17 protein-coding genes are annotated in these 17,298 nt (G+C 73.9%); 1 reads left to right on the forward strand and 16 read right to left on the reverse strand.

The window, feature by feature from the left end; all coding sequences use genetic code 11:
• Positions 1–29 precede the first annotated feature (29 nt).
• On the forward strand, positions 30–2,360 hold the full coding sequence (locus ACIBO1_RS17270) for a glycoside hydrolase family 3 N-terminal domain-containing protein (protein ID WP_396747337.1): 2,331 nt from the start codon (positions 30–32) through the stop codon (positions 2,358–2,360).
• A 61-nt stretch (positions 2,361–2,421) separates the two neighbouring features.
• Here ACIBO1_RS17270 and yidC read toward each other — a convergent pair whose 3' ends face one another.
• The 16 genes from yidC to ACIBO1_RS17350 all read right to left on the reverse strand — a co-directional run bounded on the left by yidC (position 2,422) and on the right by ACIBO1_RS17350 (position 17,295).
• Positions 2,422–3,336, reverse strand: a complete 915-nt coding sequence (gene yidC, locus ACIBO1_RS17275) for a membrane protein insertase YidC (RefSeq protein WP_396747793.1) — start codon at positions 3,334–3,336, stop codon at positions 2,422–2,424.
• A 171-nt stretch (positions 3,337–3,507) separates the two neighbouring features.
• Complete coding sequence (locus ACIBO1_RS17280) at positions 3,508–3,789, reverse strand: DUF6412 domain-containing protein (protein ID WP_396747339.1); 282 nt, start codon at positions 3,787–3,789, stop codon at positions 3,508–3,510.
• Between the two features lie 47 nt (positions 3,790–3,836).
• A complete protein-coding gene (locus tag ACIBO1_RS17285) occupies positions 3,837–4,607 on the reverse strand; it encodes a hypothetical protein (protein ID WP_396747342.1) in 771 nt (256 codons plus the stop codon).
• Between the two features lie 15 nt (positions 4,608–4,622).
• Positions 4,623–5,090, reverse strand: a complete 468-nt coding sequence (locus ACIBO1_RS17290; protein ID WP_396747345.1) for a hypothetical protein — start codon at positions 5,088–5,090, stop codon at positions 4,623–4,625.
• Between the two features lie 133 nt (positions 5,091–5,223).
• Entirely contained in the window at positions 5,224–6,141 is a 918-nt protein-coding gene (locus ACIBO1_RS17295; protein WP_396747348.1) for a hypothetical protein, read from the reverse strand.
• Positions 6,138–6,728, reverse strand: coding sequence for a phage tail protein (locus ACIBO1_RS17300; protein WP_396747351.1), 591 nt, complete (start codon positions 6,726–6,728; stop codon positions 6,138–6,140). Before ACIBO1_RS17300 ends, ACIBO1_RS17295 begins: the two co-directional genes overlap by 4 nt.
• Positions 6,709–9,297, reverse strand: coding sequence for a putative baseplate assembly protein (locus ACIBO1_RS17305; protein ID WP_396747354.1), 2,589 nt, complete (start codon positions 9,295–9,297; stop codon positions 6,709–6,711). Before ACIBO1_RS17305 ends, ACIBO1_RS17300 begins: the two co-directional genes overlap by 20 nt.
• Positions 9,294–9,758 (reverse strand): GPW/gp25 family protein, encoded by a 465-nt coding sequence (locus ACIBO1_RS17310; RefSeq protein ID WP_396747357.1) that lies wholly within the window; start codon positions 9,756–9,758, stop codon positions 9,294–9,296. Before ACIBO1_RS17310 ends, ACIBO1_RS17305 begins: the two co-directional genes overlap by 4 nt.
• Entirely contained in the window at positions 9,755–10,093 is a 339-nt protein-coding gene (locus ACIBO1_RS17315) for a hypothetical protein (RefSeq protein WP_396747360.1), read from the reverse strand. The genes ACIBO1_RS17310 and ACIBO1_RS17315 overlap by 4 nt, the downstream gene beginning before the upstream one ends.
• The gene (locus tag ACIBO1_RS17320) at positions 10,093–11,688 is read right to left on the reverse strand and encodes a phage baseplate assembly protein V (protein ID WP_396747363.1); all 1,596 of its coding nucleotides are present in this window, start codon (positions 11,686–11,688) and stop codon (positions 10,093–10,095) included. Before ACIBO1_RS17320 ends, ACIBO1_RS17315 begins: the two co-directional genes overlap by 1 nt.
• Positions 11,685–12,428 carry a hypothetical protein gene (locus ACIBO1_RS17325; protein ID WP_396747366.1) on the reverse strand — a complete coding sequence of 248 codons (744 nt, stop codon included), beginning with the start codon at positions 12,426–12,428 and terminating at the stop codon, positions 11,685–11,687. Before ACIBO1_RS17325 ends, ACIBO1_RS17320 begins: the two co-directional genes overlap by 4 nt.
• Positions 12,428–13,024 carry a hypothetical protein gene (locus tag ACIBO1_RS17330; RefSeq protein ID WP_396747369.1) on the reverse strand — a complete coding sequence of 199 codons (597 nt, stop codon included), beginning with the start codon at positions 13,022–13,024 and terminating at the stop codon, positions 12,428–12,430. The genes ACIBO1_RS17325 and ACIBO1_RS17330 overlap by 1 nt, the downstream gene beginning before the upstream one ends.
• Before the next feature lie 1,222 nt (positions 13,025–14,246).
• Positions 14,247–14,726: a phage tail protein gene (locus ACIBO1_RS17335; RefSeq protein ID WP_131054719.1), complete on the reverse strand. Its 480-nt coding sequence runs from the start codon at positions 14,724–14,726 to the stop codon at positions 14,247–14,249.
• A gap of 1 nt (position 14,727) precedes the next feature.
• Complete coding sequence (locus ACIBO1_RS17340; RefSeq protein WP_396747372.1) at positions 14,728–15,981, reverse strand: phage tail sheath family protein; 1,254 nt, start codon at positions 15,979–15,981, stop codon at positions 14,728–14,730.
• Positions 15,982–16,003: 22 nt separating this feature from the next.
• Positions 16,004–16,687: a carboxypeptidase-like regulatory domain-containing protein gene (locus ACIBO1_RS17345; RefSeq protein ID WP_396747375.1), complete on the reverse strand. Its 684-nt coding sequence runs from the start codon at positions 16,685–16,687 to the stop codon at positions 16,004–16,006.
• Entirely contained in the window at positions 16,684–17,295 is a 612-nt protein-coding gene (locus tag ACIBO1_RS17350; protein WP_396747378.1) for a glycine zipper family protein, read from the reverse strand. The genes ACIBO1_RS17345 and ACIBO1_RS17350 overlap by 4 nt, the downstream gene beginning before the upstream one ends.
• Positions 17,296–17,298 lie beyond the last annotated feature (3 nt).

The following is a 17,298-nucleotide window of genomic DNA, read 5'->3' on the forward strand; positions in this document are numbered from 1 at the left end:
ACAGCACAACACAAAGGGGAAAGCACAGCATGACTGAGGTCCACGGCGTGGTCGGCGCACCGGTCCCGGCACAACCGGGTCCGGGCCACGACCGGCACGACCGGTCCGACCGGCCGGACGGCGAGGCACGGGTCCGTGAGCTGCTCGGGCGGATGACCATCGAGGAGAAGGTCGCCCAACTCGTCGGCTTCTGGGAGAAGGAGGACGGCGAGACGGTCGCGCCGTTGCAGGGCGAGTTCGCCGACGTCGGCAAGCTGGAGACCTTCTCCCGGCACGGGCTCGGGCACCTCACCCGGGCGTACGGCACCCGACCGGTCGACGCCGAGGCCCGCGCGTCCTGGTTGTGGAAGTTCCAGTCCGACCTGGTGACCGGCACCCGGCTCGGTATCCCGGCGATCGTCCACGAGGAGTGCCTCACCGGGCTCTCCGCGTGGAAGGCGGCGACCTACCCCACCCCGCTGGCGTGGGGCGCCGCCTGCGATCCGGAACTCGTCACCGAGATGGCCGAGGCGATCGGGGCGTCCATGCGGGCTCTCGGCATCCACCAGGGGCTCTCCCCGGTGCTCGACGTGATCCGTGACCCCCGGTGGGGGCGGGTCGACGAGTGCATCGCCGAGGATCCCTACCTCGTCGGCACGCTCGGCACGTCGTACGTACGGGGACTCCAGGCACAGGGGGTGCTGGCCACGCTCAAGCACTTCGCCGGCTACTCCGCCTCCCGCGCCGGGCGCAACTTCGCCCCGGTGCACGCCGGCCCCCGGGAACTCGCCGACGTGCTGCTCCCGCCGTTCGAGATGGCGATCCTGGACGGCGACGCGCGGTCGGTCATGCACTCGTACGCGGAGATCGACGGCGTACCGGTGGCGGCCGACCCGACCATGCTGACCGGGATCCTGCGGGACCGGTGGGGCTTCGACGGCACGGTGGTCGCCGACTACTTCGGCGTGGCCTTCCTCAACCTGCTGCACCACGTCGCGGCCGACCACGCCGACGCGGCGGTGCAGGCGCTGACCGCCGGCGTCGACATCGAACTGCCGACCGGCGACGCCTACCTGACGGTGGCCGAGTCGGTGCGGTCGGGCCGGCTCGACGAGGCGCTCGTGGACCGGGCGGTGCTGCGGGTCCTGCGCCAGAAGGAGGCGCTCGGGCTGCTCGACGCCACCTTCGACGACGAGCCGCAGCCGGTCGACCTCGACTCGCCGGAGCACCGGTCGATCGCCCGCCGGCTCGCCGAGAAGTCCGTCGTCCTCGTCGCCAACCAGGGCGTACTCCCGCTGCCGGCCGGGCGGCGGGTGGCGGTGGTCGGGCCGAACGCGGACCGGGAGGGTGCGCTGTTCGGCTGCTACTCCTTCCTCAACCACGTGCTGGCCCAGCACCCCGACGTGGAGACCGGCATCGAGGTGCCGACGGTCCTCGCGGCGGCCCGTGCCGAGTTCGGCGCCGACCTGGTGAGCTGGGCGCGGGGCTGCGACGTGGACTCCGAGGACCGGTCCGGCTTCGACGAGGCGGTGGCCACCGCCGCCGCGGCGGACGTGGCGATCCTGGTCGTCGGCGACCACGCGGGACTGTTCGGGCGCGGCACCGTCGGCGAGGGGTGCGACCGGGAGGACCTGGAGCTGCCGGGTGTCCAGCGGGAGCTGGCCGAGGCGGTGCTGGCGACCGGTACGCCGGTGGTGCTGGTGCTGCTCACCGGTCGGCCGTACGTGCTCGGCTGGGCGATGGACCGCTGCGCGGCCGTGGTGCAGGCGTTCTTCCCCGGTGAGGAGGGGGCGGGCGCGATCGTCGGGGTGCTCTCCGGCCGGGTCAACCCGTCGGGGCGGCTGCCGGTCAGCCTGCCCGGATCGGCCGGGGCGCAGCCGTTCTCGTACCTGCACCCCACCCTCGGCGAGGGCAGCGAGGTGACCAACCTGCCGGCGATCCCGGTGGCACCGTTCGGTCACGGCCTGTCCTACACCACCTTCGAGTACGCCGACCTGACCGTACCCGCCACGGTGCCGACCGACGGGGCGCTGCCGGTGACCGTCCGGCTCACCAACACCGGTGCGGTGGCCGGCGACGAGGTGGTCCAGCTCTACGGTCGGGACCTGGTCGGCTCGGTGACCCGGCCGGTGGCCCAGTTGCTCGGCTACCGCCGGGTGCACCTGGAGCCGGGCCAGTCGGTCACGGTCGAGTTGACGGTGCCCACCACCCGCCTGGCCTTCTCCGACCGCAGCCTCACCCGCGTGGTGGAGCCCGGCGACGTCGACGTGTGGGTGGGAAGCAGTGTGCGCCGGGACGCCGAGGCGCGTACCACCCTGGTCGGCGACACCGCCGTGGTGACCAACGCCTCGCCGCGCTGGACCACCGCCGACGTGCGCTGACGTCTGTCACCGGTGATCCCGGTACGCCGCCCGGCAAGGGGGCGTACCGGGATCTCGGCGTCTATCGGCCGCGCGACGCGCCCCGGCGGGCGGTGGTCGGCTTCGCGCCCGGCCGGGGTGCGAGCGATCGGGCCGGGAGTGTGGCGCGGGCAGGGGTGGCCGTGGCGCCCGCCTTCGGCGTGCCGCTGGTCGGCGGCGGGTACCTCCGGAGGACCCAGGTCTGCTGGGCGAGGGAGAACAGGTTCGTGGTCACCCAGTAGATGATCACGCCGATCGGGAAGATCAGACCCGAGACGAGCAGCGAGAACGGGATGCCGTAGAGCATCAGCCGCTGCACCATCCGCTGCTGCGGGTCCTCGGCCCATCCGGTCCGCAGGATCATCTGCCGGCTGCTCAGGTAGGTCGTGGCGATCATCGTGACGATCAGGATCGCGGCGACGACCCGGACGGTCGTGCCGTCCGTGCCGAGCAGCGACAACTCCTGCGCGCCGGACCGGAAGCTGGCGGCGATCGGCGCCCCGAACAACGTTGCCGACGAGGCGCTGTCGAACTGGGTCACCGTCCAGCCGTACAGCGTCTTCATGTGCTCCGGCATGGTCGGCTTGAGATGCCGCAGCACGTGGAACAGGCCCAGGAAGACCGGGATCTGCACCAGCATCGGCAGGAAGGCCGTCAGCGGATTGGCCTTCTCCGTGCGATAGAGATCCAGCAGCTCCTTCTGCATGGTCTCCCGGTCGTTCTTGTGCTTCTCCTGGATCTCCCTGATACGCGGCTGGAGCGCCTGCATGGCGCGTTGCGACTTGATCTGCTTGACGAAGACCGGGAACAGCACACCCCGGACGGTCAGCACCAGGAAGACGATGCCCAACACCCAGGCCCAGTCGGTGCCCAGCGCGGCGGCGTCGCCGAAGAGCATCTCCCAGGCGCCGTGCCAGAACAGCAGGATGGCCGAGATGGTGCCGTAGACGACGGCCATCAGTGGGCTGAACAGGGCGCTCACCGGAGGGCTCCGATGGTGTACCGGCGGCAGAAAGCGGACGAATTAGACATGTGGGTACCCCTCGGAACGCGACACGACTGATGACAGGCGGGACGGGTCAGCAGCGGTCGCCGAGGAGCGGCAGGTGGAACGAGCGACGGTGAGTGCTCAGGCGACCGCGAGGGTCGCGGTCGGCGCCCTGGGGCGGGCCCGGCCGGCGGCGTCCGGATCGCGGTGTCGGGGCACGCCGGTGCGCCCGGCCCGTTCCCGCAGCAGCCGTCGGGTGATCCGCAGGTCGGGGACGGTGACCACCCGATGGACCAGGTTCGCGGCGGCGAGCACGACGGTCAGCAGCACACCTGTCGCCGCGGCCGTGCCGGACAGCATGCTGGAGGCACCGACGTCGGCGAGTACGCCGACGAGGTACCAGATCATGCCGAGCCCGATCACGGCACCACCATATCCGCCCCGCGCACCCAACGACCGGTGTGTCGGGCCTAGCGGTCGGGATCGGGCTCGGCGCGCAGCGCGGCGGTGGCCCGCAGCGCCTTGACGATCGCCGGGATCGCGCCGATCAGCAGCACCAGCGCCCAGACGATCGCGATGATCGCGAAGAGCAGCGCGCCCAGGTCGTCGAGGATGCTCACCAGGATCACCGGCACCAGATTGTGCAGGAACTCCAGCAGCACGGTGCAGAGCAGGCTGGTCAGGATCAGCAGGACCAGGCCCTTGTTCTGGAGGAACTTCGGCTGGGCCAGCACCAGCAGCCCGGCCCAGGCGAGCTTGAGCAGCAGCGCCAGGCCGAGCAGCAAGGCCGCGTCGCCGACCGGGAAGAACCCCCACAACGCCAGGTACGCCAGCGTGCCGAACGGCGGTGCCAGGAACAACGACACCATGATCATCAACTCGACGAAGGCGACGATCAACGCCACGAACGCCACGATGATCAGGATGATCGAGAAGATCAGCGTCGCGACGCCCTGCACCCGGCCGTGGATCCGTTCGGGCAGCACCAGCCCCAGGCAGAACAGCCCGGTGGTCCAGAGCGCCACCGCGTCGACGAGCGCCAGATAGCCGGTGCCCCGGCCGGACGGCTCGCCGACCCCGCTCACGTCACCGACCTCGACCCCGAGATCACCGGCGCTCTCGGCCAGCGCCGCACCGGCGTCACCGCCACCCAGCAGCAGCCCGGCACCCAACTCGACGCCCACCGCCAGCACCAGCGCCAGCATCGCCAGCAGCAGGAACGGCTTGCGCAGCGCACCCATCCCGGCCTCCCCGCCTCAGTCCCGCGCGATCGTGACCGGGCAGCCGCCGGAGCAGCTCACCCGTACCGTGGTGGCCCGGTCCACGGCGATCCGGGTCACCGCGCCGGTGCCGTCGTCGGCCGGGACGAGGTCGTCCTCGACGGTGAAGTCGGCGTCCCCCGGTGCCGGCGCCTCGACGGTGAACGCCTCCGGGCTGCGCAGGATCAGCGTGCGCAGCCCACCCGGGTCGGCCACCCGCAGCTCGCAGTCACCGGTGACGGCCAGCCGACCGGGCGCCTCGGCACAGTCCGCGTCGACGGTGACCGGGTCCACCGCCGACGTCCCGCCGCCAACCCGCCCCAGCAGGTCGACCAGCGAACTGCGCGCCGCCGGGTCCCCCCGCCCCCCGCCCCCCACGCCGCCCCCCACCCCGACCGCCACCACGAACAGGACCACCACCAGCACCCCGAGCGCCGCCACCAGCACCTCCTGCCGTCCCGTCACCACTGCACCTCGCTCTCGTCGCACGTCGTCTCGCCGCGTTGATCAAGAGTTTTGCGTCGGAAAGAGGCGCTGAGCCGACGCAATCCTCTTGATCAACCAGGGTCAGGGGGTGGGGCCAGGGTGGGGGTGGGGGTTAGGGGGTTGGGGGGAGTTCGGTGAAGCGGATCGCGTCCACCCCGGCGAAGTAGCGGTCGGTGCTCTGCGTTCTGCCGATCGCCACCAGGGTGATCTGGTGCGGGCCCGCCGCCAGCGGCACCCGCGCCACGTCGACCCAGTCGGTGACCCGCACCGTGGGGGAGAAGCCGATGAAGGGGTCACCGACCTGCCGGCCGTCGATCAGGAACACCGTGTTGGCGTAGTCGGGAGCGGTGGTCCGCACCGTGGAGAACTGCCAGACGGCCTGGGCCGGCAGCTCCACCGTCACGGTCACCCGGTCGTTGATCGCCCGCCCCAGGAAGAAGAGCTGGTTGTCCTGCGACCAGGTCACCTCGCAGCAGTTCGGCTGCACCGCCACCGTCGGCGCGGCGCCGGTCGGCGACTCGACCCGGGCGCCGGTCACCAGCGTCTCCGCCTCGACGGTCACCACCCGGGCCTGCGGCGGCGGGTCGTCGTCGCGCGCCACCAGGAACACCACCACCGCCGAGACCACCAGCACCAACGCCGCCGCAGCGGCGATCCACGGCCAGGGCGTACGCTTCGGCGGCGCCACGGCCCGCACCTCGTAGGTGACCCGGCCGCTGGACCGGGAACTCTCCTCCGGCGCGGTGTTCGCCGAGTACGCGAACCCGGTCATGTCGTAGCGACGCGGCGGCGTCCCCGCCGGCACGGCCAGCCGGACCAGGAACGACACCGAGCCCTGCCCGGGCACCACCCGCTGCGGTTCGGTGACGGTGAACCAGGAGCGTTGCGTGCCCTCGCCGGGCGCCACGTCGAACACCACCGTGTCCGGCGCGAGTCCCGGGTTGGAGACGGTGAAGGTCAGCTCCCCGGCGTTCCGGACGTCCAGGGTGAACTGCTCGGCTGCGGCGACGACGGTCCATTCGGTGGTCATGACGGCTCCTTCGGAGCGGGATCGGGCGGGGTGGGAACGGGGGAGGGGGACGGCACGCTGGCCCGGCCGACCGCCGGCGCGTCCGCCACGACGGTGACCTCGGCGGTCACGGCGGCCGGTTTCTCCGCCGCCACGATCCGGCTGACCAGGGCGAGCTGGTCGGCGGCGGTCGGCGGCACCCGGACGACCAGGTGGAACGGCCGGTCGGTCGGCTCGTCGAGGACGAACCCGGTGACCCCGGTGGCCAGTTCCAGGGCGGTTCGCAACCCTTCCGGAGTGCCCCGCCAGGTCGCCAGCGCCGCCCCGTGCGCCACCAGGTCACGCAGCCGGCTGGACGGCAACGGCAGCGGGGCGTCCCGCCGGGGCGCGCCGACCACGTGGTCCATCGCCACCCACCCGGCCAGGTACGCCACCATGCCGTCCGGCGCGCGGTACGGCGCGAACAGCGCGTCGACCTCGGCCAGCACCGCCTCGTCCGGCGCGTGCAGCGCCTCCATCACGTCCAGCAACGCCCACAGCACGCTGCCCGGCACGCAGGCGCGCTGGTAGGCGGCGGGCAGCAGCCGCTCAATGGCCGGTCGACGCATCCTGCCGCACCACCTCGATGTCGTGCTCGCCGGAGCAGAGCAGCCAGGTGTCCGGGACGGTGACCACGTCGGCGGTGGCCTGGTTGGCGCTGGCCGACCAGTCGACCGCGTCGCCGCTGCGGTGCACACCGCGTTCCCCACCGGCGAGCACCAGCCGGTCCGTCCCGGTGGTCGCGGCGATCGCGTCCACCGGCACGAACCGGGTGCGGTCGCGCAGCGGCAGCCCGCAGTTGACCGACACCGACGACCACTGCGGCTGCGCCGCGACCGTGTCCAGCCGCAACACCCCGCCGCTCTGGGTTGCGGCCAGCGCCAGGGTGCCGCTGAAGGCCAGGTCCCGGCAGGTGCCGCCGATCCAGCCGGACTGCATCGCCTGCCACTTCACGTCGGACTCGAACAGCCGGGCCCGGAAGCAGCCCTGCCCGGGCCGCTTCGGGTCCGGCTCCCCGGCGCCGCTCCACAGCAGCGTGGCCGGACCGTCGTACTGCACGGCGAGCAGCCGGTTGTCGACATTGGCCAGACCGACGTGGGAGAAGCTGCCGGGGCGGCCCGCGTTGCCGGACAGATAGACCCCGAACCCGGCCTGCGCCGCCACCGCCACCCCGGGCACGCCACGCTCGGAGACGAACGCCCGCACCGCGTAGAAGCCCCGGTCGGCGTCGGCCGGGTCGACCAGGATCTGCAACGGCACCGCGCCGGGCAGCAACGACACCTCGTACAGGCCGGTGTCGGTGGCGACCAGCAACGCGCCCGCCCCGTCCCGGTCGATCCAGGCCAGGTCACTGATCCGGGAGTCCAGGTCGGCCAGCAGCGACCAGGTCTCGCCCAGGTCGGCGCTGAGGTGCACCCGGGAACCACCGCCGGACCGGACCGTGGCCACCGCCACCGACCCGGGCCGAGGCACGATGCCGGGCCGGACCGGGGCGGGCGCGGGCGCCACCCGCTGCACGGTCTCCCCGTCGAACCGGCTCGCCGGCTCCCACCCCGCACCGGCGTTGGTGGAACGGAACAGCACCGGGCCGCTGCCCGCGTACCAGGTGCGTGGTTGGTACTGGTCCGCGGCGATCGTGCGGACCTGCTGGTCGGGGGCCTCGTCCACGACGAACCGCACCGACTCGACATAGCGCACCCCGGGCTCGGCGTGCTCCAGCAGCCGGTACACGTTGGAGGCGCGCAGCGGCTCGCCGAACGCCCAGCCGGTCGGGTTCAGCGGGGTGGGCAGCGGACTCAGCGTCTGGTGCAGCCGGTCGTGGATACGCCGCCGCACCGCCTCCGCGTCCTCCTCCCGGCGCACCACCACCCGGGCCCGGATCGACACCGCCTTGTACCGCGCCCAGCTCGCCCGACAGGTGGTGCCGAGCGAGCGGCGGCGTTCCAGATCCGCCTCCACCCGCAGCCGGGCCTCCTCCACCTCGTGCCCGCGCAGCACCGCCACCGGCAGCCGGCCGCCGGGCCGGGCGTCGTCCGGCACGTACGGCACCAGCACCACCTCGACCTCGCCGGGCCGGGCGAAGCTGTAGACGGCGGCCCGGGTGAAGGCGCGGGCCCGACTCACCCCGCCGGAGCCGGTGGCCAGCACCTCGAAGTCGCGGGCGGTCACCGCGCGCTGCTGGGCGAAGAAGGCGTACGGGCCGCGCAGCAGCACCGACTCCATCGCCTCCATCTCCCGGCCACCCGCCGCCGGTGACGGGTTGACCACCTTCACCCCGGGCAGCGGGTCCCGCAGGCTGGTCAGCGTCCCGGCCGCCACGTTGCCGGCGGTGCCGCCACCGGCGCGGTACCAGAGCCGCACCTGCCGCCCGGCCGGCGGCACCGCCGCGACCGGGGCGTCGTCGCCCGACGAGTCCGGCCCGCGCAGGTCCAGCGCCGGGGCGAAGGTCACCGTGCCCGAGCACCGGTCCACCAGGTACGCCTTGTCCTGCGACCCGAGGCCGGCGAAGCTGTCCACCGCCCGCCAGATCTCGAAGGTGCGTCCCTCGTGCTCGCGGGCCGCCGCGCCCAACTCCACCGAGCCGGTCGGCACCTCGACGCCGAGCAGCAGGTCCAGCGGCTCGGCGGTCCGGGCCAGCGGGGCCCGCCCGGCCCGCAGCACCTGCCCCGGCGCGCCGGTGCCGACGCCGAGCAGCTCGGCCTCGACCGGCTCGCAGTGGTGCATCCGGACGGTCACCTCGCGCTGGCCGGCGGCGAGCAGCGCCGGTTCGCAGGTGACGAAGACGACCGGTCGCGGGTCCGCCCCGCGCGCCGCCGCGACCCGGGTGCCGACGGGGATGCGCAGCGCCTCGTCGTCGGTGCCGGTCCGGGTGAACCGGACGTCCGCCCAGGCCGCCGACGGCGCGTGCCGAACCACCCCGAGCAGGTTGAGGAAGGAGACGTACGCCTTCTCCGGCAACTGGTTCAGCCGATAGATCATCACCTCGGTGAGGTGCGCGAACGCCTCCAGCAGGGCGATGCCCGGGTCGTGCGCGGACAGGTCGGTCCAGCCGGGGCAGGACTGCCGGATCCGCTCCCGGGCCTCGGTCACCAGGTCGAGGAAGGTCCGGTCGTCCAGGTGCGGCACGGGCAGGGTCATCGCCCCTCCTCAGCGTCGGCGCCGGGGTCGGGGGTCGGCCCCGGCGGGTCGTCGTCGACGGGCAGCAGGTCCACGGAGAAGACCAGCTGCCCGGGGGTGAGGCTGGCCCGGATCCGATAGTCCAGCCGGATCACCAGCCGCCACGGGTCGTCCGGGTCCGGCCCGGCGTCCACGTCGAGCACGTCGATGCGGGGCTCCCAGCGGGTGACCGCCGCACGGACGTAGTGGATGGCCAGCCCGGCGGTGGTGTCGTCGTTCGGGGCGAAGACCAACCGGTGCAGCCGGGAGCCGTACCCGGGACGCATCAGCCGCTCGCCCGGCGTGGTGGACAGCAGCAGGAACAGCGCCTGGCGTACCGTCTCGTCGCCGTCGGTCATGGCCAGCCCGCCGGCTGCGGTCAGCCCGAGCCCACCACTGCGACCGACGTCGAAACCCGCGCCGAGGAACCGGATGGCCCTCACCGGTCGGCCCCCAGGAACCGTTGCCGGGGATCGCGCACCCGATATCGGAACTGGCCCGGCGGGCTGCCGTCGGTGAAGCCCTCCAGGTGCGACAGCACCACCCGGTGGCCGTCCACGCGGACGAAGTCGCTGTAGCCGACCCGGACCGGCTCGGTCTTCGTGCACGGCTTGACCGTCGCGCCGTAGTTCGGGCAGGCGACGATCTTGCGGCCCTTCGGGTCGTCGGCCACCAGCACCGGTACGCCCACCACCCGCACCCACCCCTGCGACTCCTCGTTGCGGACCCGGCCGTCGTGGTCACACCTGATCACCGAGTCGCGATGGATCCAGCGCATCAGCCACCTCCTTGGTGATGGGCGCGGGCCAGGCTGCGGGCCCGCTCGGCGGCGGTGCCCGGGTCCTCGGTCGCCTCGGCGTGCAGGAAGTCGACGCTGCGGGCGCGCACCACCATCGCCCGGCCCGGCGCGGAGAGCACCAGGTCGGCGGCGGCGTGCAGGGTGACCAGATCCGGGGTCAGCTCCAGCCAGCTACCGCCGTCGGTGCTCAACCGCAGGCTGCGGGCCACGTCGTCGACCACCACCTGCTGCCCGCCCGAGGTCCGCAGCGACCAGCGCCGGGCCCGCCCGTCGTCCACCCCGGTGTCGTACGGCGTGACGGCGCCGAACAGCGCGCCGAGCACCACACCGGAGGCGGGTTCGCCACCGGGCAGCGCCACCAGCACGGCGTCCTGCGGATCGGGCAGCGCCACCAGTCCCTTGCCCCGGCCCGCGCCCGGGCAGAGCACCGCCAACCAACCCGCGTCCGCCCCGCCGTACGCGGGCAGCTCCACCCGCACCCGGCCCAGCCCGTCCGGGTCGGCCACGTCCGTGACGGTGCCCAGGGTGACCACCGCCGGGGCGGGTGGCCCGGCCGGCGGTGCCGGCGGCGGCACGGTGGAGAACCGACTCAGGTATCCGTCGGCGTCGACGGTGTGCACCACCTCGGTCAGCACGTACGTGCCGGCCATCGACTCGGTGACCCCGGTCAGTCGGATCCGGCGGCCGGGGCGCAACGCGGGATCACCCTCGGCGGTGCCCTCGGCGGTGACCAGCGCCGCCGCCCGTACGTCCAGCCGGGCCTGGGCCAGCGCGGCGATCTCGTCGTCGCTGCGGCCCGGCTGGTCCAGCGCGGTCCGGGTGCCGTCCGCGCCCACGTCGGCCGGATCCGGGTCCACCGGCGTGTCCCGCCCGCACCGGGCCACCCCGGCCTGCGACGTGAACGGTTCGGCGCGCTGCGGGTGCCAGCCCAGCGCGGCGCTCTCGCCCACGGCGGTGTCCGCGTTCACCGACAGCCGCAGGCCGTGCACGTCGAGGCCGAGCGCGAGTGGGATCGGAGTGCCGTACCCGTCGAGCGTCAGCAGACGCAGCACGTCCTCGTCGACACTGAGGTGCAGCCCGGCCCGGCCGGTCACCTCCAGCAGCAGGTCGAGGTCGCTCGGGCGGTGGTGCGGCAGTCGGTCCAGCCGTGGCCCGTCGACCTCGGCGTCGACCCGCAGGCCCAGGTCGGCGCAGAGGTCGGCGGCCAACTCGGCGGCGGTTACGGACTCGAACACCCGCAACCGCTGCCGCTTGCGCAACCGGTGCAGCGCGTCGTACGCCCGGATCCGCAGGGTCGCCGCGCCGTCGGCGGCGTACTCGACCTCGACGGCGGTGACCTCGCCGTCGAACAACGCCGCCGGGTGCCCGTCCAGGCGGACCTCCAGGCGGGCGCCGACCCGCGCCGAGGCGACCGGCGCGGCGCTGCCCGGCCCGGCGGCCAGCGCCACCTCGCACTGGGCGGGCCGGTTCAGTCGGGCGGCCACCCGCACCGAGTGCACCCGTCCGCTCCCACGGCCGGCCAACGGGCCGCCGTCGAGCAGCACGGTCAGCGCCCGGGGCGCGCCGCCGCTCATACCCCGTCACCCGTGGCGGCGACGGTCCCTGGCAGCGGCGGCACGGCCAGCGCGGTGCCGGGCGGCACGGCGAGCGGGTCGGTGATCCGGTTGTGCTCGGCCAGCAGCCGCCAGCGCAGCGGCGAGCCGAGCGCGTCGTGGGCGAGCAGGTCGAAACGTACGCCGGTGGAGTCGGCCGTGGCGGTGCCGTCACCGGCGGCGACCAGGGCCGTGCCCGGCGCGACGGCCGGCGTCTGCGCCTCGGCCAGCTCCTCGGCGAAACCCTCCTCGGCCCGGGTGGCGTCCTCGGCCACCCGCACCAGCTTGAGCCGCAGCCAGGAGCGGCGCGGTGAGCCGGTCGCGGTGAACGCGTCGAACCGTTCCGCCACCGCCACGATCACCCCCGGCACGTTCCAGGTCTTGCCCCAGACCAGCCGCACCAGCGGCGGCCGGACCCAGCCGTGCTCGACCGCCGAGTTCTCCGCCAACATCCAGAGTGGACGGGTCAGCGCGCGCACGTCGGTGGGCCGGACCTGCCCCTCCGCGAAGTCGGTGTCGAAGAGCAGGTCGAGCACCAGTTCGGTACGCCCACCCCCGGTGAAGACCAGCGGATCGTCGGCGAGCCCGGCGCCGGTGAGCTGACTGCCGGCGCTGCCCCGGTGCCGTACTCCGGCCAGCCGACTGACCTGCACCGTCTCCGGGTTGAGCAGACAGTCCACCCGCTCGCCGGTGGCGTCGACGAGGAACGCGACCCGTTCCATCAGCCGCCCGCCTGTTCCCGGTCGAGTCGGCGCAGGTGGGCCGTTGCGGCGTCCTCCGGGTCAGGGACCGCCCAGAGTGCCCGGTCGTCGGGCAGGGCGGGCCACGGGTCGGACGCGTCCCGCCCGCCACCCGTCCGGACGTCGGCGTTCCCGTCCGAGCCCAGCTCCGGCCAGGGCCCGCGCGCCGGTGCCGGCCGCTGACCGGTACCGGCCGGCAGCCCCGCACCGGGCCAGAGCCCGTCCCCGTACGCGCCGTCCGCGCGCCGCCGCCCGACCGCGCCGCCCCTCCCGGACGGACCGTCCCCACCCGCCGCTCCCCACCGCTCCGGGTACCGCGTCCCGTCGGGCCCGTCCCCACCCGACCACGCCGGATGCCGATCCCCGTCGCGTCCGCTGCCGGGTGATCGCGCCGGACGCCGCGTCCCGTCGGGCTCCCGGCCGGCGCCGAGCGCGGCCGAGGTGCCGGCGGTCCCGGCGCTGCCACCGATCGAGGGGTACGCCCGCACCCCGCCCGCCTCCGGCCCCGGCACCTGTGACGGCGAGGTGTCCGGGTCCGAGCTGACCAGGCGCAGCACCGCCCGATTCCGGCCCGGCACCGGTCGCGGTGCTTCCGACGGATCCGTCACCGACCGTGAACGCCCCGTCGTCGACCCGGAGCCGGACGGCGATCCGGCGGACGCCACGGGAGCGTCGGTCTGTCGGTCGGCACCCGAGCCCCGCCGTCGTCGGCCCGACACGTCTGCCACACCGGTGCCGGTCGCGCTGGTCACCGGGTCCGTCCCCTCGCGGGGCGGATCCGCGCGACGCCCACGTCCGCCCGCCCACGGCATCGTCGCGTCGTCCACCGCCGGACCCGCACCCTCCCCATCGGACGCCGCCCCGCTGACGCCCGCACCTGTTTGCGGCGTGTTCGGTCCGCCGACGCCCGCCGCTGCTCCTGGTGCGCGTGCCCCGCTGACGCCGGGGGCTGCTCCTACCGTGCCCGCACCTCTTTCCGAGGGCGGGCCGACCGTGGACGGCCACGGCGCACCCGCCATCCCGGCTCCTGTGCCGGCTCCGCTTCCCGTACGTCGGCCTCCCGGTACGCCGTGGTCGCTCGACGTCGCGCTGGCCCCGCGTACCACCGCCGGGCCGGTCGCCGGTCCCGTCGTCACGCCGGTCGCCGGTCCCGTCATGGGGCCGGACGTAGGGCTGGTCGTGGGGCCGGACGTAGGGCTGGTCGTGGGGTCGGTACCTGTCCCTGCGCTGCCCCTTTGCTCTGCTTCACTCCACGCAACGGCGGTTGTGCGGTATCCCGGGCGTTGCGTCGGTTGAAGCAGAGCAAAGGGGCCGGGGGAGGACCGGTCGCTCCCCGGTGACGCGACGTGAGCCGACGAGACCCCGTCGCCCCAGCCACCGCCGGGCGGCCGTCGCCCGGCCCACGGATCGGTCACGCCCACCGGTCCCTCCGCCGACGGGGTGCCGGCCGCCGGAGCACCAGGTGGCAGGGCACCCGGCGGCAGCTCGGCCGCGAGGTCGCGGAGCAACCCCGGGGCATGGGCGGCGATCAGTCGCAGCCAGTGCTCCGGGGGGCGGTCCGGATGCCGGAACGCGACCGCCTCCCACACGTCCGACGGCGCTACGGCGTCAGTCCCGTGGTCCGCGCCGCCGACCGCGTCGCCACGCAGGCCCCCGATCGCGCCGCCACGTCGGCCCCCGATCGCGCTGGCGGGCATGCCACCACGCAGGTCGTCGTCCGATCCATCGTCGTTGGTGTCGACCAGACCGGCGAACCGGTCCACGGCACGCGCGGCGGACCGGAGCCGACCGGCGACCCAGCTACGCGGGCGTGGGCGCGGCACCGCCGGTCTCCAGTTCCAGGCTCTCGTAGCGCAGCGTCAGCGCCGCGATGGCGATCTCCTGGCCGAGCGTGTTGAGGTGTGCGCCGCGCCATCGGGTGGGCCAGGCGTTGAGCAGGTTCCAGCGCAGCACCTCGGCCGTGCCGACGGAGTCGAGCAGCACCACCGAGACGTTGCGGCGGTCGCTGGTGCCCCGGGCGATCGTGTGCACCCAGTCCCACAGCTCCCGGGACGCGGTCAGGCCGAAGTGCAGCGTGACCGGGCCGTACTCGACCTGTCCGGGGATCATCCGGATCCGGTCGTTGCCCTGCTCCCGGTACGGCTGCGCGGGGATGTTCACGTCCAGGCCGCTCACCTCGGTGAAGTGGCCGTTGGTGACCCCGTTGACCAGCAGCTTGAAGTTGTACGCCCGGTACGGGTCGACCGGGGCGCCCGGCTGCGGAGTGGCCGTGGTCGGCATGTCAGCCTCCAATCGTCTCGGTCTCGGTGCCGCCGGCCCACTGGCTCAGCTTGAACACCACGAACTCGGCCGGCTTGACCACCGCGATGCCGATGTGGGCGACCACCATCCCGGCGTCGCGGACGTCGGCCGGGTTGGTCTCCTCGTCGCACTTGACGAAGAACGCCTCCTCGGGCGTACGCCCCAGCAGCGCGCCGTCGCGCCACACCCGGGTCAGGAAGGCGCCGATGTCCCGGCGGATGGAGCGCCACAGCGTGTAGTCGTTCGGCTCGAACACCATCCACCGGGTGCCGTTGGCGATGGCCTGCTCGATGGCGATGGAGAGCCGCCGGACGTTGAGGTACCGCCACTCGCTGGCCTCGGCGGCGAGCGTCCGCGCGCCCCAGACCCGGATGCCCTCGCCGGGGAAGTACCGGATCACGTTGACGCCCTTGGGGTTGAGCACGTCGTGCTCGGAGCGGGTGACCAGGTGGCCCAGGTCGACGGCGCCGCGTACCGGCTCGTTGGCGGGTGCCTTGTGCACGCCGCGCAGGGCGTCCGTGCGGGCCCAGATGCCGGCCAGGTGCCCGCTCGGCGGGGTGAGCACCAGCTCGCCGCTGAGCGGGTCGCGTACCCGCAGCCAGGGGAAGTACAGCGCGCCGAAGTCGGACTGTCGGGGCCGGTGCGCCTGCGGGCCACCGCTCGACCCGGTCGCACCCCCGCCTGAGCCACCCGAACTGGCGGGGCTGTCGCCGCCCTCGGTGGGCTTCGCCGGCCGGCCGGAGCCGGCCGTGGCCACCCGGGTGAGCGTCGAGATGTCGTCGATGTCGGGAGCGGGATCGCAGATCGCGACCATCGTGCGGGTGCGCTCGGCCAGGCTCAGCAGCGCCTCGTGCGCGACCGCGTCGTGGAAGCCGGGTGCGGCCACGATGGAGATCTCGTCGATCGCCTCCAGCAGGTCCAGTCCGCCGCGCTGGCGTCCGCTGCCGGTGAGCGCGCCGCCCTCGCCGACGTTGACGACCCAGCAGCGGGTGCCCCCGTTGTCGAGGAAACCGAAGACCGCGCGGGCCAACGGGGTGCTCTCGAACTCGTCACCGTCGGCGTAGAGGCGGAGGAACTCGGTCCAGTTGTTCACGGCGAGGGCCTCGCCGAGACGGGCCGTGCGGTCCGGAGCCACGCCGACGAAGGCTGCCGTGCTGGTGCCGACCGGTCCGATCGGCCGGGCACCGGCAGGCACCTCCTCGACATAGATCCCGGGTGAGAAGTAGCTGGGCATCGGTCCTCCCGTACGGGTCGGGTCAGCGGGTCGGTGGCGCGCAGACGATGACGATGTCGGGGTCGGTCGGGTCCACCTCGGCGGTGAGCACCTGACCCCGACCGGTGAGCCGGAGCCGTACCGTTCCGGGCTGCTGCGGGTCGTGCGGAACGCCGACGACCCGGAACCGTCCCGCCGGATCGGTCCGGGTCGCGTACGGCTGACCGACGACCTCCACCCGCATCGCGGCGAGCGGCTGGTCGGCGGGACCGACGACGCGGCCGTCGAAGGTGAGCATCTCCAGTTGCCGCAGCCGCAGCGGACGCAGCACCGGCGGCGCCGGCTCGTGCGGGTGGGTGACCTGCACCGGTACGTCGATCAGCAGGGCCGGCCGGGGCGGGACGCCGAGGGCCACCCACAGCGCCGGGTCACCGGCCTCCAGCACGAGCGTGTGTCCGCTTCCTCCGGTCGCCGCGACGAGCACCCGGTCCAACGTCGCCAGCGCCTCCGGCCCGTTCGCGGCGAGCAGGTAACGGGCGATGAGCCGGTACGGCTCGGGGCCACCGCTGCCCCGGGTCTGCCGGGCCGGGCGCAACTCCAGCGGCCACAGGGTCAGCCCGCCCGCCGCCGGACCGGACCCGGGCGGACCGACCGGGACGGCGTCTCCCGCCGCCCCGGCCAGCCACTCCGCCAGATCGGCGGTGGCCGTCTCGATCGGACCGGTCATCGCGGCGGCGTCCCCTGGATCCGGTACGCGATCGCCTCGTTCCACACGTGCGGGTAGACGCCGATCTCGAAGTACCGGGTGAAGCGGTTGATCGGGGCGCCGGTGTGGTCGTGGTAGAGCAGCCACACCGGCGCGATGGTGAACAGCACGTAGTTGGCCAGGACCAGCGGGATGTAGAGCGGTCCGAGCAGTCGGGCCTGGAAGATGTGCACGTCCTCGTGGCGCTGGATGCCCGGCCCGGAGCCGGCGCAGACCGTGCCCAGCGTGGTGGCGTAGCGCGGCGAGACGCCCTCCACCACGTTGACCCGGCAGCTGTGCTGCGAGGTGGCCCGGTCCAGCGAGTGGCCGAAGACCAGGTGCACCGCGAGGTAGGTCGCGCCCACCACCGTGTTCAGCAGACTCCACGTGTGGTCGACGACGAACAGGAAGATCCCTCGGGCGTCGGCCCCGTAGACCCGGGCCGAGGTGATCGACCATCCGAAGACGATGCCGACGACCAGCCCGACGCCCGCCCCGACGAGCAGCCCGACGGGTCCTCCCACCAGCCCGCCGAGGACCGTGCCCGCCGCGACGTGGACGGCGGCGCTGATGACTCCGAAGACGGCCATGAC

The organism is Micromonospora sp. NPDC049903, assembly GCF_044460945.1.
Lineage (GTDB): Bacteria > Actinomycetota > Actinomycetes > Mycobacteriales > Micromonosporaceae > Micromonospora.